Raw genomic sequence first — 15,089 nt, 5'->3', positions numbered from 1 at the left:
CCGCCCCGCCCTGGATCCGCAGGCGTGGATCCAACGTCGCCCCACTCTCCTCAGAAGCCCACGCGCAGGTTGATCTGCCCGCCCACGTCGCGGCGGCCATCGCCATGCTGGCCCTGCACGAACATCGACAGCTGGCTGTTGCGGCCGAGGCCCACCGCCACGCCCACCTGGCTGACCAGCGCATTGCGTGCCATCACCGCGCTGTAGACGTCGAAGGCATTGCCACCCACAGCGAAGCGGTTGCGGCTGGCCACATCGGTATCACCCGATGCATGCTGCCAGCCCAGGCCAACCGTCAGCTGCGCCGGGAAGCGCTCGCCGCTGCCCACGTCCCAACGGCCGCGCACGCCCACGGTGCTGACATTGAGCGTGTCCTTGCCGCCTTCCAGCACCAGCGCTGCAGTGCCGCCCTGCTCCACCGCACGATCGCTGTCGACCCAGTGCTTGGTGAACTGCACATACGGCTGCAGTTGGGTCTTGCCATGGGTCCAGGTCCAGCTGCCCTCCACCTGAGCGATGGTCACATCCGAATCCTGGCGGCTGTACAGGGTCTGCCCCAGCAGCGGCACTTCACGCGTGGTGCGCGTGCGGTAATCACCGCGCGACACGCTGCCACCCACCGCAAAGCCGTTGTTCCATTGGCCCTGCGCATACAGGCCGAACGTATTGCCGCGCAGGCGGGCCCTCGAGCTGCGATCGTAAAGGCGCGTATCCAGCCGCTCGTTGCCTGCGGCCGCACCCAGCACCACATGTTCCCCCAGCTGCCAGTCGACACCCGCCATCAGCGCATTGCGATTGGAGCGGATGTCGTCGCCGTTGCCGTCGCCATCCTGCTTGAAGACCTTGCCGCTGCCGGCCAGCCAGGCCGAGGCACGCTCGCCACGCACGGTCGGCAGTTCGCTGCCGAGACGTTGGCGGATGCCTTCTTCCAGATAGTTGTCATACAGCAGCACCGCGCGGCTGGCCGCATGCACTTCACCGGACAGCTGGTCGAATGCGCTACGCGCGGTACCGGCGTCATACATCAGCACCGTGTTGTACAGGCCCAGCGCCGGTCCACTCTGCGGCAGGCTGTCCAGCGCCGCGGCCGTGTTGTACTGGTTGCGTGTGTTGGCCACCGTGGTGAACGCTGCGGTCTGCGCCACGTCGATCTGCAGGTTGGCCGTGTTCGCGGTATAGACCGGGGTGATGGTCAGGAAGGCCGACGGTGTGGTCGCCGAGGCGAACTGCCCGCTCACGCCACCACCCGCATTGATCACGGTGTACTGCTGTCCCTGCTGGTAGCTGGTGCTCGGCGAGATGGTGTTCACCTTTACGGTGCTGCCACCCACGTTGGCGCTGCCGCCCACCTGTACCGTATCGCTGCCGGTAGCGCCCAGATCGATGCCCAGCGTGCTGCCCGGCGACAGGGTCAGGTTGCCGCCCACTGTGATCGTGCCGGTGCCATTGCCCGCACCGCTGCCGTTGCCCGGGCCATTCCCCGGCGACAGCACACCACCGCTGGATACCGTCACACCACCGCCAGTGCCCCCGATGGTGCCGGTGCCGGACAGCGTGGTGCCGCTGCCGATGGTCCACTGGCCGCCGATGTTGCCGGTGACATTCAGGCCACCGCCGGTGACCTGGCCGGTACCGCTGAAACCACCGCTGTTGCCGCCGAGGTTCAGGCTGCCCGGACCGGCCTGCACGATGCTGCCGCCGCCGCTGATGGAGCCGCCCAGGGTGGTGGTGCCACCGGTGTTGATCACCAGGCCACCGTTGTTGGTGATGTTGCCGGTGATCGAGCCGCTGGCGCCGCCGTTGCCGACCTGCACCGTGCCACCCGCATTGATGGTGGTGCCGCCGGTGTAGGTGTTGTTGCCGGTCAGCGTGAGGGTGCCGTTGCCGGCCTGGGTCAGGCCACCGCTGCCACTGATGGTGCCGGCGACGGTGGTGTTGCCACCCACGTTGAAGACCAGGCTGCCGTTGTTGCTGACGTTGCCGGCGATCGCACCGCTGGCGCCGCCATTGCCAACCTGCAACGTGCCGCCGGTGTTGATGGTGGTGCCACCGGTATAGGTGTTGTTGCCGCCCAGGATCAACGTGCCGCTACCGGCCTGGGTCAGGCCACCGCTGCCGCTGATGGCGCCACCGACCGTGGTATTGCCGGCCACGTTGAACACCAGATTGCCGTTGTTGGTGACGCTGCCACCGATCGCACCGGTCGCGCCGCCATTGCCCACCTGCAGGGTACCGCCCGCGTTGATCGTGGTCGGCCCGGTGTAGGTGTTGTTGCCGGTCACGGTCAGTGTGCCGCTGCCGGCCTGGGTCAGGCCGCCGCTGCCGCTGATGGTGCCGCCCAGCGTGGTGTTACCGGCCACGTTGGACACCAGCGAACCGTTGTTGGTGATGTCACCGACGATCGAACCCGTCGCACCGCCATTGCCCAGCTGCAGCGTGCCGCCGGCGTTGATGGTGGTACCGCCGGTGTAGGTGTTGGTGCCAGTCAGCAGCAGCGTACCGCTGCCGGCCTGGGTCAGGCCGCCACTTCCACTGATGGTGCCGCCCAGCGCGGTGTTGCCGGCCACGTTGGAGATCAACGCGCCATTGTTGGTGATGTCGCCGGCGATGGCGCCGGTTGCCCCGCCGTTGCCGACCTGCAGCGCACCGCCGGTATTGATGGTAGTGCCACCGGTGTAGGTGTTGTTGCCGACCAGGGTCAGCACGCCGGTACCGGCCTGGGTCAGGCCACCGCTGCCGCTGATCGCGCCACCGACCGTGGTGTTGCCGCCCACGTTGAATACCAGGCTGCCGTTGTTGGCAACGTTGCCGGTGATCGCACCGGTCGCACCGCCATTGCCCACCTGCAGGGTGCCACCGGCATTGATGGTGGTGCCGCCGGTATAGGTGTTGTTGCCGGTCAGGGTCAGCGTGCCGGCACCGGCCTGGGTCAGGCCGCCACTGCCGCTGATGGTGCCGCCCAGCGTGGTGTTGCCTGCCACGTTGGACACCAGCGCGCCGTTGTTGGTGATGTCACCAACAATCGCACCGGTCGCACCGCCGTTGCCGATCTGCAATGTGCCACCGGCATTGATGGTGGTACCACCGGTGTAGGTGTTGTTGCCGGTCAGCACCAGCGTGCCGCTGCCGGCCTGGGTCAGACCGCCATTGCCACTGACCACCGCACCCACGGTTGCCGTGGTGCCGAGGTTGTAGACCAGGCTGCCGTTGTTGGTGATGTCGCCCAGCACCGAACCGGTGCTGCCACCGTTGCCGATCTGCAGGGTGCTGCCACCGTTGATGGTGGTACCGCCGGTGTAGGTGTTGTCGCCGCTCAGGGTCAGCGTACCGGTACCTCCCTGCACCAGGCCGCCGGTGCCACTGAGGACGCCAGCGAACAAGGTGCTGGCGTTGTTGCCGCCAGTAGTCAGCGTTGCACCTCCCAGCGCCACCGTGCTGCCGGCCACACCGGCCAGGCCGCCGATGCTCTGGTTGCCACCGGCGCTGATATCCAGCGTGCCAGCACCGGCCAGGTTCACCGTGCTGGCACCGGACAGGCTGCCGCCGGCTGCTACCGCCAGCGTGCCGCTGTTGATGGTGGTGGTGCCGGTATAGCTGCTGGCACCGCCCAGGGTCACCGTCGCCGCGCCATCCTTCAGCAGGCCACCGGCACCGCTGATCGGGCCATTCAAGGTCAGCGCATTACTGCCGGCCAGGGTCAGCGTGCCGCCGGCCAGCTGCACGGTGTTGGCCAGTGTCAGCGCGCCGGTGCCGTCCAGGCTGGCGTTGCCGCCTACGGTCAGCGCGCCGGTGCCCAACGAACCGTCGTTGCCCAGCAGCAGGCCACCGGCATTGAGAGTCACGCCGCCGGTGAAGACGTTGACGCCCGTCAAGCCCTGGATGCCTGCGCCGTTCTTTACCAGGCCACCGGCCCCTCCGATGGTGCCGGCGAACGTGGTATTGCCCACGCCATTGAGGGTCAGCGTGCTGCCGCCCAGCGCCACTGTCGAACCCGCCACGCCTGCCAGCGAACCAATCGCCTGCGCACCACCCGCGCTGATGTCAAAGGCGGTGCCGGCATTGGCCAGGTTCACCGCACCCGTGGCAGCCAGGCTGCCGCCGGCACCGATCGCCAGCGTGCCGGCGTTGATGGTGGTGCCACCGGTGAAGGTGTTGGTACCGGTCAACGTCTGGGTGCCCGAACCTTCCTTGATCAGGCCACCGGAGCCGGCCACCGAACCACTGAAGGTGCCATCGGTAGGGCCTCCGATCGTCAATGTGTTGGCGCCCAGATTCACCGTACCGCTGCCGATCAGGGTACCGAACTGCTGCGTGCCGCTGCCCGCTGACAGATCGAAGGTCGCGCCCGTGGCCAGGTTGACGGTGCCCGTGGAGGCCAGGCTGGCGCCAGCACCCAGTGCCAGGGTGCCAGCGTTGATGAAGGTACCGCCGGTATAGCTGTTGGCACCATTCAAGGTCAGCGTCGCGGCACCTTCCTTGGTCAGTGAGCCGGTACCACTGAGGATGCCGTTGAGGGTGAGGTTGTTGCTGCCCAGCACAGTCAGTCCGGCATTGAGCATGAAGTTGTTGGCAAGCGTGATCGCGGTGTTCGAATCCAGTGTGGCGTTGCCGCCCACGGTCACCGCACCGCTACCGAGCGCGTCGTTGTTGCCGACCACCAGGCCACCGGCGTTGAGTGCGACGCCGCCGCTGAAGGTGCTGGCGCCGTTGAGCGTCTGCACGCCCGCGCCGTTCTTGACCAGGCCGCCATTGCCACTGATCGCACCGTTGAAGGTGCTGTCAACGGCACCGCCCAGGGTCAGCGTGCTGCCGCCCAGCGCCACCGTACTGCCGGCGACGCCAGCCAGCGAACCGATGGCCTGGTTGCCCGCCGAAATGTCGAACGTGCCGGCACCGGCAAGATTCACTGCGCCGGTGGAAGCCAGGCTGCCGCCGGCACCGATGGCCAGCGTGCCGCTGTTGATGGTGGTACCGCCGGTGTAGGTGTTGGCACCGGTCAGGGTCACCGTGGCCGCACCATTCTTGATCAAGCCACCGCCACCACTGATGACGCCACCCAGCGTGAGCGCGTTGCTGCCGAGCAGGTTGAGGTTGGCACCAGCAGTGAGGTTGACGGCATTGCCAAGCGTTACCGCCAGGCTGCTGTCCAGCGTCGCATCGGCACCGACGTTCAACACGCCGCTACCCAGCGCAGCGTTGTTGCCGACCACCAGCCCACCACCGTTCAATGCCACGCCGCCGTTGAACAGGTTGGCCCCGCCGAGCGTGAGGATGCCGACGCCATTCTTGACCAGGCCGCCGGTGCCGGAGATCGCGCCATCGAAAGTGCTGTTGCCAACGCCGCCCAGGGTCAGCGTCTGCGCCCCCAGGCTCACCGTCGAGCCCGCCACACCGTTCAACGCCCCGATGGTCTGATTGGCGCCGGCAGTGGAGATATCGAAGCCTGTGCCCGCCGCATTGAGCGTCACCGCACCGGTCGCGGCCAGACTGCCGCCGGGGCCGATCGCCAGGGTACCGGCATTGATGAAAGTGCCGCCGGTATAGGTGTTGGCACCGGTCAGCGTCTCGATGCCGGCACCGACCTTGGTCAGGCCACCGGTGCCTGCGATCGAGCCACTGAAGGTGCCATCGGTGGCACCGCCGACCTCGATCGAGTTGGCGCCGAGATTCACCGTACCGTTGCCGATCAGGGTTCCGAACTGCTGCGTGCCACTGCCGGCAGATAGATCCAGCGTGGCACCGGTGGCGAGGTTCACGGTACCGCTCGCTGACAGGCTGGCACCGGCCCCCAGCGCCAGCGTGCCGGCGTTGATGTTGGTGCCACCGGTATAGGTGTTGATGCCGTTCAGGGTCAGCGTTGCGCTGCCATTCTTGGTGAGGCTGCCGGTACCGGAAAGGACGCCGTTGAGCGTCAGTGCATTGGTCCCGATTACGGTCAGCCCGGCGTTGAGCGCGATGTTGTTGGCCAGCGTTGCCAGGCCGGTGGTATCCAGTGTGGCGACACCGCCGACCGTCAACGCACCGGAGCCCAGCGCTGCGTCATTGCCGAGTACCAGTCCACCTGCGTTCAGTGTCACACCGCCGGCAAAGGTGTTGGCGCCGGACAATGTCTGTACGCCCGCGCCCACCTTGACCAGACCGCCACCGCCGCTGATCACGCCATCGAATGCGGCGTTGCCGGCGGTACCGAAGGTCAATGAATTGCCGCCCAGCGTCAGCGTGCTTCCACCCGCTCCGTTGAGTGCACCGATGGTCTGGTTGCTGCCGGCGCCGGAGATATCGAAGCCAGCGCCTGCGCCCAGCGTGACGTCACCCGCCGCAGCCAGGCTGCCGCCCGTGCCCAGCGCCAGCGTGCCGGCATTGATGGCGGTACCACCGGTGTAGGTGTTGGCACCGGACAGGGTCAGCGTGGTAGCGCCGTTCTTGATCAGGCTGCCGTTGCCTCCGACCACACCCGACAGCGTCAACGCATTGCTGCCCGGCAACGTCAGTGCAACGCCCGAGCCCAGCGTGACCGCATTGCCGAGCGTCACTGCAGCGCCGGCATCCAGCGTGGTACTGGCATTCACCGCCAGCGCGCCGGTACCAAGCGCACCATCCGCACCGACCACCAGGCCACCACCGTTCAAGGTCAGGCCGCCACCAAACGTATTGGTGTTGTTGAGCGTCAGCAGGCCGGTGCCGTTCTTGACCAGGCTGCCGTTGCCGCTCAGCACGCCTCCGAACGCAACGTCATTGGTCCCGCCCAGGGTAAGCTGGGTGCCGGCACCGAAGTTCACCGCGTTGGCCAGGTTCAGCGCCACGGTGCTGTCGAGCGTGGTGGTTCCGCCGATGGCCAGCGCACCCGTACCAAGCGCGCTGGTGTTGCCGAGAATCAGGCCACCCGCATTGAGCGCAAGGCCGCCACTGAAGGTGTTTGCACCGGACAGCGTCTGCACGCCCGTGCCGGTCTTGACCAAACCGCCGGTGCCTCCGATCACACCGGCAAAGCTGCCGTTGCTGGCGCCGCCAAAGGTCAGCGACTGCGCGCCCAGCGCCAGCTGGCTGCCTGCGACGCCGTTGAGCGCGCCGATGGTCTGCGCCGTGGCGGCTGCGGAGATGTCCAGCGTCGCACCGGCGCCAGCAAGATCCACCGCACCGGCCGCGGCAAGGCTACCGCCGGCTCCCAGCGCCAGCGTGCCGGCGTTGACGGTGGTACCACCGCCGAAGGTGTTGGCGCCGGACAGCGTGAGGCGCGCTGGGCCGTCCTTGATCAACCCACCCGCACCGAATACCGGACCGGTCAGCGTCAGGTCATTGCTGCCCAGCACGGAGAGGTTGGCACCGGCAGCGAGGCCGATGTTGTTGCCTACGGTAAGCGCCGATGCTGCATCCAGCGAAGCGTTGCCACCCACATCCAGCTGCCCGGTACCCAGCGCCTGCGCATTGCCCAGCTGCAGTACGCCTGCGTTGAGGCCGACACCTCCGCTGAAGGTGTTGGGCCCATTCAATGCCAGTGTCGCCGCGCCGTTCTTGACCAGGCCGCCAGTGCCGCTGATGACCCCATCCAGCGACACGTTCTGGTTGCCCAGCAGGTTCAGTACGGCACTGGTCCCGAGGTTCACGCTGTTGGCCAGGTTCAGCGCCACCGAACTGTCCAGCGTGGTGTTGGCCCCCACCGACAATGCACCGGTGCCCAGCGCGCCGGCGTTGCCCAGCAGCACGCCGCCGCCGTTGACGGTCAGCCCGCCACCGAAGGTGTTGCCGCCATTGAGGGTCAAGGTGGTGGCGCCGTTCTTCACCAGGCCACCCGCGCCGGACACCACGCCGCCCAGGGTGATGGCCTGCGTGCCCGGCAGTGTCAGCAAGGCGCCGCCGCCGAGCACGACATCATTGGCCAGGTTCAGCGGGCCACTGCCGTCCAGCGAAACAATCCCGCCGACAATCAGCGCCCCCGTACCCAGCGCTCCACTGTTGCCCAGCAGCAGACCGCCGGCGTTTGCGTTCAGTCCACCGCTGAAGGTGTTGGTACCGTTCAAGGTCAGTGTGGATGCGCCGTTCTTGACCAGGCTGCCGGTACCGGTGATGTTGCCACCCAGGGTCAGGTTCTGGCTGCCCGGCAGGGTCAGCGCTGCACCGAGGTTGATCGCATTGCCCAGGTTGAGCGCAGCAGTGGTATCCAGCGAACCGTTGCCACTGACCGTCAGCGCACCGCTTCCCAGCGCACCGGCGTTGCCCAGCACCAGGCCACCGGCCGCAAGATTCACTCCACCGCTGAAGGTATTGGCGCCGGTCAGCGTCTGCACGCCGGTGCCCTGCTTGACCAGGCCGCCGGTGCCGCCGATCACACCGCCGAAGGTCTGGTTGGTGGCATCACCGAAGGTGAGCGTACTGCTGCCCAATGTCACCGTGCTGCCGACGACGCCGGACAGCGCACCGATGGTCTGGTTGCCGCCCAGCGAGATGTCGAGGTCGGCGCCCGCGCCGGCCAGACTCACCGCCCCGGTTGCCGCCAGGCTGCCGCCACTGGCCAGCGCCACCTTGCCTGCGTTCACGTTCAGGCCGCCGGTGAACGCGTTGGCCCCGCCCAGCGTCAGCGTGGAGGCACCGTTCTTGACCAGGCTGCCGGTACCACCGATCACGCCGCCCAGCGTCAGCGCGTTGCCCCCCAGCACATTGAGCGAACCACCCAACCCCAGGTTGATGCCATTGCCCACGGTCAATGCCGAGCTGGCATCAAGCGTCACTGCACCACCGACGTTCAATGCGCCGGTTCCCAACCCGCCGCCGTTGCCGAGCACCAGCCCACCGGCGGTGAGCGACAGCCCTCCGCCAAACGTGTTGGCGTTGTTGAGGGTCAGGGTGGCCGCGCCGTTCTTGACCAGGCCGCCGGTACCACCGATCGCGCCGTTGAAGGTCAGCGCCTGGTTTCCGGACAGATTGAGGATGCTGCCCGCGCCCAGATTGACCGCGTTGGCGAGAGCGAGCGCCCCCGTGCCATCGAGGGTGACGTTGCCGCCGACACTGAGTGCGCCGGTGCCCAGCGCGCCGGCATTGCCCAGCAGCAGCCCACCGCCGTTGAGCGCGACGCCACCGGTGAAGGTATTGGCACCAGACAGGGTCTGGGTACCCGTACCGACCTTGACGAGCGCGCCACCGACACCGCCGATGACGCCGGAGAAGCTGGTGCTGGTGTTCAGGCCACCCAGCGTGAGGCTGCGCGCGCCGAGGTTGAGCGTACCGGCGCCGGCAAGCGAACCAATGGTCTGGTTGGTGGCAAGCGAAAGATCCAGGTTGGTGCCTGCGCCCACCGAGATCGCGCCCGTCGGCGACAGGCTGCCACCGGCGCCCAATGCCAGCGCCCCCCCGGTGACCGAGAAGGAGCCCGTGAGCAGGTTGGCACCATTCAAGGTGAGCGTACCCGGACCGGCCTTGACCAGGTTGCCGGCGCCGGAGATGGAACCGTTGAGGCCAAGGCTGTTGTTGCCGAGCAGGTTGAGCGTGCCGCCCCCGCTGACGATCAGGTTGTTGCTCAGGTTGAACGCGGCGGTGGTGTCCAGCGACGCCGTGCCACCCACGGTGAGGGCGCCGGAGCCGAGAGCCCCCGCATTGCCCAGCAACAGGCCACCGGCATTGAGATTGACCCCGCCCGAGAACAGGTTGGCACCGCCGAGAGTGACGATGCCGGTGTTGTTGACCGTCAGCCCACCGACGCCCGAAAGGACGCCCCCCAGCCCGAACGCATTGGTCCCGCCGAGGGAAAGGTTGCCGCCAAGGTTGAAGGCGTTGGTCAGGCTCAGGCCCGCCGTGGAGGCGGCAATGGCGCCGCCGTTGGCCGTGAACAGCCCCGTGCCGAAGGAACCGGCATTGTTGAAATTGACCAGACCGTCATTGAGTGTCGTGGGTCCGGTTCCGGTCCATGCGCCCTGCAGGTTCCAGGTACCACTGTTGACGGTCAGCTTCCGGAAGTTGAGGTACTGGTTCCACCCCAGCGTTGTCACCGCTCCACCGGTGCCGGATCCCGTACCGGAAGCGCTGTTCTGCAGCACCAGTGTGTTGTTGGTGGCACCGCTGCCGATACCGGCATCGACCGATCCCGCAGCCGCAACCTTCACCCCGGTAACACCGGTAATCACACCGGCAAGGGCGGTGCCGCCGCCGGCCACAACGCTGGAACCGGACACTGCGGTGAAGGTATTTCCGCCGGTTGAATCACCCAGGTGAACGCTGCCGCTGACCGCCCCCGCATTGAGGAACGCGTTGCCTCCAGAAGCACCCAGGCCGACGCGCCCGTCGATGGTGCCTGTGTTGGTCACGTTGGCTGCCGCGCCACCATAGGTCACCACCGTGGTCGCGTCGGAAACGCTACCTGCACCGATCAATGACGTGCTGATCAGGCCAGCGTTGTTGATGGTGGTGGTGCCGTTGACATTCTGTGCCACCAGCGCCTGTCCACCAAAGCCCAGCAGCGTTGCGATGTTGACGACACCCTTGATCTGTCCGCTGGCGTTGTTGTTGACGACGATCGCGCTGTTGTTGGCAGAACCATTGCCGATGACCAGGCCGGGAGAGGCGAGGATGATCGAGCTTGGATCGATCGTGCCATTGTTGTTGACCGTCACGTTGTCGCCGGTCAGCGTTGCTGCGTTGCCGCCACCTACGATCGGTGGCGTACGCAGCAACGCACCCGAGGCGATGTTCAGCGTGAGGCCGTTGGTCGCGTTGGAGTAGTTGTTGATGTTGGTGGTACCGTCGCAGTCGACGGTGGTGGTGCCTGTGCACGCTGCGAATGCCGAGCCACTGGCCAGTGTGGCCGCCAGCGCAACCGTCAACTGGTGCGCCCGCAATCGCGGCATCCGTGCCGTGCAGACCGCACTTCCGCCAGGATTCTGGGCGACCTCCGAAGCAACCTGCATTACCCCAAGGGCACGATTGAAAACCAGACGGTAAATGCGGTTCATCGGTAAATCTCCATGAAAAGACCGGATGGCACAGCTGGCAGTTTTTTTGGAGACAATGCGACCCACCCCGGCTCCCAATACGGGAACAAGGTTTGAAGGCATTAACTCCTGAAAATCTTCACATCTTCACGCGATCGCACCCGGGGACAGGTACGACAGCGTGTCCCTCAAGGCGAAAACTCCCCGATTTCGCCCGACGAATGGCGGCACTGTGCGACCGACAGCGCCAGCGGCATGTGAATCACGCTCGCTATTTTTATGACGTGCGTCAAATAAAACGGGCGGACAAAATAGTTTTGCCGAAAATGCATATCGCTGCATGCGGCGGAGAATCCACTCCCCGCCATGAGTAAATAAATTCAGCTACTGGAGAGTTTCATCAGCACCAGGCCGGAAACGATCAGCGCCGCGGCCCCGATCCGCATCGGGCTGACCTGCTCACCCAGAAACACGATGCCGACCACGAACGCGCCGACCGCGCCGATGCCGGTCCAGATCGTGTAGGCAGTGCCCAACGGCAGGCTGCGCATGGCCACCGCCAGCAGCCAGAAGCTGGCGATCATGCCGATGATCGTGACCACGGTGGGGGTAAGCCTGGTGAAGCCTTCGGACTGCTTCATGGACACGGCCCAGACGATTTCCAGCAGGCCGGCAAACAACAGATAGATCCAGGCCATGACGGCCCTCCTCTTGGTAGGGCCAGGCCGTCCTGGTCATTGATTCCCGATGCGGGGGAGGTCGTTCCTCCTGGCCGGCATTCTAGCAACGGCGGCCAGCCCCGGCCGCCGTTGCCGGGAACGGGTTACAGCCGATTCAGTGCGTGAAGCTGGCGCCGATGTACCTGCCTGCGCTATAGTTGCGGTCTGCCATCGGCCAGCCGATGTGCAGTCCGGCTGTGGTCTCCGGCGCATCGCGCGCTGCTTCCCCTGATCCGTGAACCGGCCGCCTGCTGGGCGGCCAACGTCTCTATGGTGGCCCCGTCGGCCCCTCGCGACGCTAGGTCGAAAATCCCGCCAGGGCCGGAAGGCAGCAACGGTATCGATCGACGCGGGCGCCGAGGTCAGCCGGCGGGGCCATCGCCTTTTTGCGGCGACGCCCCGCCTCTGATAGATACCAAGCTTGGTTGGCGCCCCTTGCCGGGCATGGTCCGGTGCTACGGTGCCTCGGGCGTGCCCTGATGGAACACCATGCGCCACCGTTGCCCCTGCCGGCGCCACAGCGAGCTGCGCAGCACCCAGCGCTGCGCCTGCCCATCGACGTGATGGCGGCTGCGGTAGCGCACCTGGGCCAGACCGTCGGCCAACAACCACACCGCGTACTGTTCCGATTCGATCAGCACCTGCGCGCGCTCCAACGGGATCTCCTGCAACGCCGCATCACGGCCGTAGCATTGCCCGGAACTGCCGATCTCGCTGAAATCCTCGTCCAGCAGGGCCGCAAGGGACTCGCGATCACCCCGCACCTGCGGCGCATGCAGCGCGCGTTCCAGCGCCTCCAGTTCGGCGGCCAGCGCCACGTCGGCGTGCTGGCCAGCACCGCTCACGGCGGATCCTGCGCCAGCACGTGCGGTGCAGTGGGGGTGGCCAGCGGCACGCACTGCCCCGGCTGCGCCACGCGATGCCCCCGCGCGGCCAGCGCCTGGCCATCGGCCACGCTCGCATAGTGGTAGAGCATCATCCGCGCCTGCAGTTCCGCGCTGTACTCGCGCTCCAGGTCGTCCACGCCGGTATGCGACGGGTTGCCGTGCAGGCCGCAGTCGTGCGCGATCAGTTCGTTGTCATTGGCGAAGCGGGCCAGCATCTCCGGAACCGGCCGGGTATCACCGCTCCAGGTCAACGCGCCCTGCAGGCGCAGGCCATAGGCCGTCTCCGGCCAGTGATGGCGCACCGGAAACACCTCCAGGCGCACCCCCTCATGCCAGAACGCCTCGCCCACCACGACCAGCTGGAAGGCATCCCAGAAGTTCGCCCCGCCCTCGGCCAGCACGTTCGGATAGTCACCGATACGCTTGTGCAGCAGCGGCACGACCGTGGCGGGCACGTACAGGCGCACCTTGCCGCGCCGGTGGGAATTGAAGAAGGTGTCGACGAACAGCCGCTCAAAGCCCGCCACGTGGTCCAGGTGCACATGGGTGACGAACAACGCCTGCGGCATGTGGCCGTAGTGCGCCTTGAACGCGGTCAGGCCTTCACCGCCACAGTCGATGGTCAGCCACGGACGCCCGTCCCGCTCGATCACCGACATCGGCGATCCCAGCTCGACCGCCGACGCATTGCCGACGCCGAGGAAACGCAACGACCAGTCCATCAGGTGCCCCGGTTCCAGGCCATGTCATAGGCGCGGCGCAGCCGCGCGTAGTCCTTCTGTACGTCTTCCATGCTGCGCTCGCCGCGCAGCTTGATCAGCGAGCGCAGCAGGCGCTTGAGGTTGCGTTCGCGCCAGCCGGTGGCCGGGATGCGGATCACCCCACGGTCGAAGTCGATCAGCCAGCCATGGCCACTGCCATCAAACAGGATGTTGTGCGCGTTGAGGTCGGCATGGTCCAGGCCGGCACGGTGGAAACGGGCGATCAGCCGTCCGGTCTCCTCCCAGGGGCGCCCCGGCCGGTGACCAATGCCCGGTCGGCCAGCGAGCGCACGCCCTCGAGCCGCTCCATCAGGATCGCGGCCCGATAGCGAAGGCCCTCGCGCATGTAGAACGCAGCGATCGGCCGTGGCACCGGCAGCTTTTTCTCGCGCAGTGCGCGCATCAAGCGGAATTCAGCGAAGCTGCGGGTCCGGTCCGCGCCACGCCAGAGGTACTGGTCGTGGCTGATACGGGCCGCCATGCCGCCGCGCAGGTAATGGCGCAGCACGCTGGCACCGAACGGCGCATCGACGAACCAGGCGCTGCCGCGCCCGCCCTCGTCCACCGGCCGGGCCTTGCTGCCCCAGTGCTGGGGCGAGAACAGGCCGATCTCGGCTTGCCGCAGCCGCTCGCGGTCGAACAGAATGGCCCCGATGCCGCGACCCTCGCGGCATGGCGTCAGCGCTTCATTGGCGTCGAATGCGACCATTTCATTGAGTCTAACAACACATGGCATCAGCGTCCTCCTCCTTGTGCCTCCTGCGCTTGTCCGCACTTGGCGATGTCACCCACGTGGTGCCCCTCGTGCGCACCCTGCAGGCCGCACGCCCGGACACGCCGATCCACTGGATCATCGACAAGGCCGGCCACAAGCTGCTCGACGGCCTGCCCGGCGTCACCTTCCATGCCTACGACAAGAAAAGCGGCATGGCCGGGGTCAAGGAACTGCGCAGGCAGCTGCCGCCCGGGCGCTTCGAAGCGCTGCTGCAGATGCAGGTGGCGTTCCGCGCCAACCTGCTGTCGGCCTTCATTCCCGCAGAGCGTCGCATCGGCTACGACCGCAGCCGATCAAAGGATCTGCACGGCCTGTTCATCAACGAGCGCATCCCGGACCGCCCCGGCATCCATGTGCTGGACGCCATCGGCAGCTTCTGTGAACCCCTTGGCCTGCGCCAGACCGAGGTCAGCTGGGACCTGGCCGTACCGCAGTCCGCGTATGAGTGGGCCGCCGCGCAATGGCAGGACGATGGCCGACCGGTACTGATGATCTCGCCCTGTTCCAGCCACGTGCGCCGCAACTGGTATGCAGACCGCTATGCAGCCGTGGCCAACCATGCCGCACAGCGCGGTTGGCGGGTGGTGCTGTGCGGTGGCCGCAGCGAACTGGAGCGCAGCATGGCCGATGCCATCCAGGCGCAGCTGCACACACCGGCGCTGGACCTGGTCGGCAAGGACACCTTGAAGCAGCTGCCGGCGCTGCTGGCCCGCGCCAATCTGGTGATGACTCCGGACTCGGGCCCGATGCACATCGCCAATGCGATGGGCGCCAAGGTACTGGGCCTGCATGCGGCCAGCAATCCGAACCGCAGCGGCCCCTATTCCGACCGCCGCTACTGCGTGGACCGCTACGATGATGCCGCGCGCAAGTACCTGGCCAAGCAGGCCGCGGATCTGAAGTGGGGCACCAAGATCGAGTTCGACGATGTGATGGAACTGATCACCGTCGACGACGGTATCGCCGCGTTCGAACGCTACGTCGCCGACCACCTGGGGTGAGCGACGGGCCCCATCCACGCATGGTGT

The 15,089-nt window shown here is 66.7% G+C and carries 5 protein-coding genes, 1 other RNA gene and 1 pseudogene; 2 read left to right on the top strand and 5 right to left on the bottom strand.

Annotation, left to right across the window (positions count from 1 at the left end):
• Positions 1 to 50: 50 nt before the first annotated feature.
• Together FQS62_RS04595 and sugE are read right to left on the bottom strand one after the other, a co-directional pair.
• Positions 51 to 10,940 carry an autotransporter-associated beta strand repeat-containing protein gene (locus tag FQS62_RS04595; RefSeq protein ID WP_208043897.1) on the bottom strand — a complete coding sequence of 3,630 codons (10,890 nt, stop codon included), beginning with the start codon at positions 10,938 to 10,940 and terminating at the stop codon, positions 51 to 53.
• Positions 10,941 to 11,299: 359 nt separating this feature from the next.
• Entirely contained in the window at positions 11,300 to 11,617 is a 318-nt protein-coding gene (sugE, locus tag FQS62_RS04590; protein ID WP_049444051.1) for a quaternary ammonium compound efflux SMR transporter SugE, read from the bottom strand.
• A 300-nt stretch (positions 11,618 to 11,917) separates the two neighbouring features.
• Between sugE and ffs the strand changes: the two genes are divergently transcribed.
• Positions 11,918 to 12,014, top strand: an RNA gene (ffs, locus tag FQS62_RS04585) — signal recognition particle sRNA small type.
• Positions 12,015 to 12,093: 79 nt separating this feature from the next.
• Here ffs and FQS62_RS04580 read toward each other — a convergent pair.
• The 3 genes and pseudogenes from FQS62_RS04580 to FQS62_RS04570 form a co-directional block, all read right to left on the bottom strand.
• Positions 12,094 to 12,483 (bottom strand): nuclear transport factor 2 family protein, encoded by a 390-nt coding sequence (locus FQS62_RS04580; protein ID WP_049444049.1) that lies wholly within the window; start codon positions 12,481 to 12,483, stop codon positions 12,094 to 12,096.
• Complete coding sequence (locus tag FQS62_RS04575; protein ID WP_049444048.1) at positions 12,480 to 13,247, bottom strand: MBL fold metallo-hydrolase; 768 nt, start codon at positions 13,245 to 13,247, stop codon at positions 12,480 to 12,482. Before FQS62_RS04575 ends, FQS62_RS04580 begins: the two co-directional genes overlap by 4 nt.
• Positions 13,247 to 13,995: pseudogene (locus FQS62_RS04570) on the bottom strand (3-deoxy-D-manno-octulosonic acid kinase). The gene FQS62_RS04575 and the pseudogene FQS62_RS04570 overlap by 1 nt, the downstream one beginning before the upstream one ends.
• 20 nt (positions 13,996 to 14,015) lie before the next feature.
• Here FQS62_RS04570 and FQS62_RS04565 point away from each other — a divergent pair.
• Positions 14,016 to 15,062 carry a glycosyltransferase family 9 protein gene (locus FQS62_RS04565; RefSeq protein WP_049444043.1) on the top strand — a complete coding sequence of 349 codons (1,047 nt, stop codon included), beginning with the start codon at positions 14,016 to 14,018 and terminating at the stop codon, positions 15,060 to 15,062.
• Positions 15,063 to 15,089 lie beyond the last annotated feature (27 nt).

The organism is Stenotrophomonas sp. SBJS02 (assembly GCF_020428325.2).
In the GTDB taxonomy this organism is placed as follows: Bacteria; Pseudomonadota; Gammaproteobacteria; order Xanthomonadales; family Xanthomonadaceae; genus Stenotrophomonas; species Stenotrophomonas africana.
The sequence above is the reverse complement of the archived record's forward strand: the minus strand, read 5'-3'. Positions and strand labels throughout refer to the sequence as shown.

Bases quoted from the DNA above. Each gene is read 5' to 3' on its own strand.
- sugE (WP_049444051.1), bottom strand. From the start codon at position 11,617: ATGGCCTGGATCTATCTGTTGTTTGCCGGCCTGCTGGAAATCGTCTGG.
- FQS62_RS04595 (WP_208043897.1), bottom strand. From the start codon at position 10,940: ATGAACCGCATTTACCGTCTGGTTTTCAATCGTGCCCTTGGGGTAATG.
- FQS62_RS04565 (WP_049444043.1), top strand. From the start codon at position 14,016: ATGGCATCAGCGTCCTCCTCCTTGTGCCTCCTGCGCTTGTCCGCACTT.
- FQS62_RS04575 (WP_049444048.1), bottom strand. From the start codon at position 13,247: ATGGACTGGTCGTTGCGTTTCCTCGGCGTCGGCAATGCGTCGGCGGTC.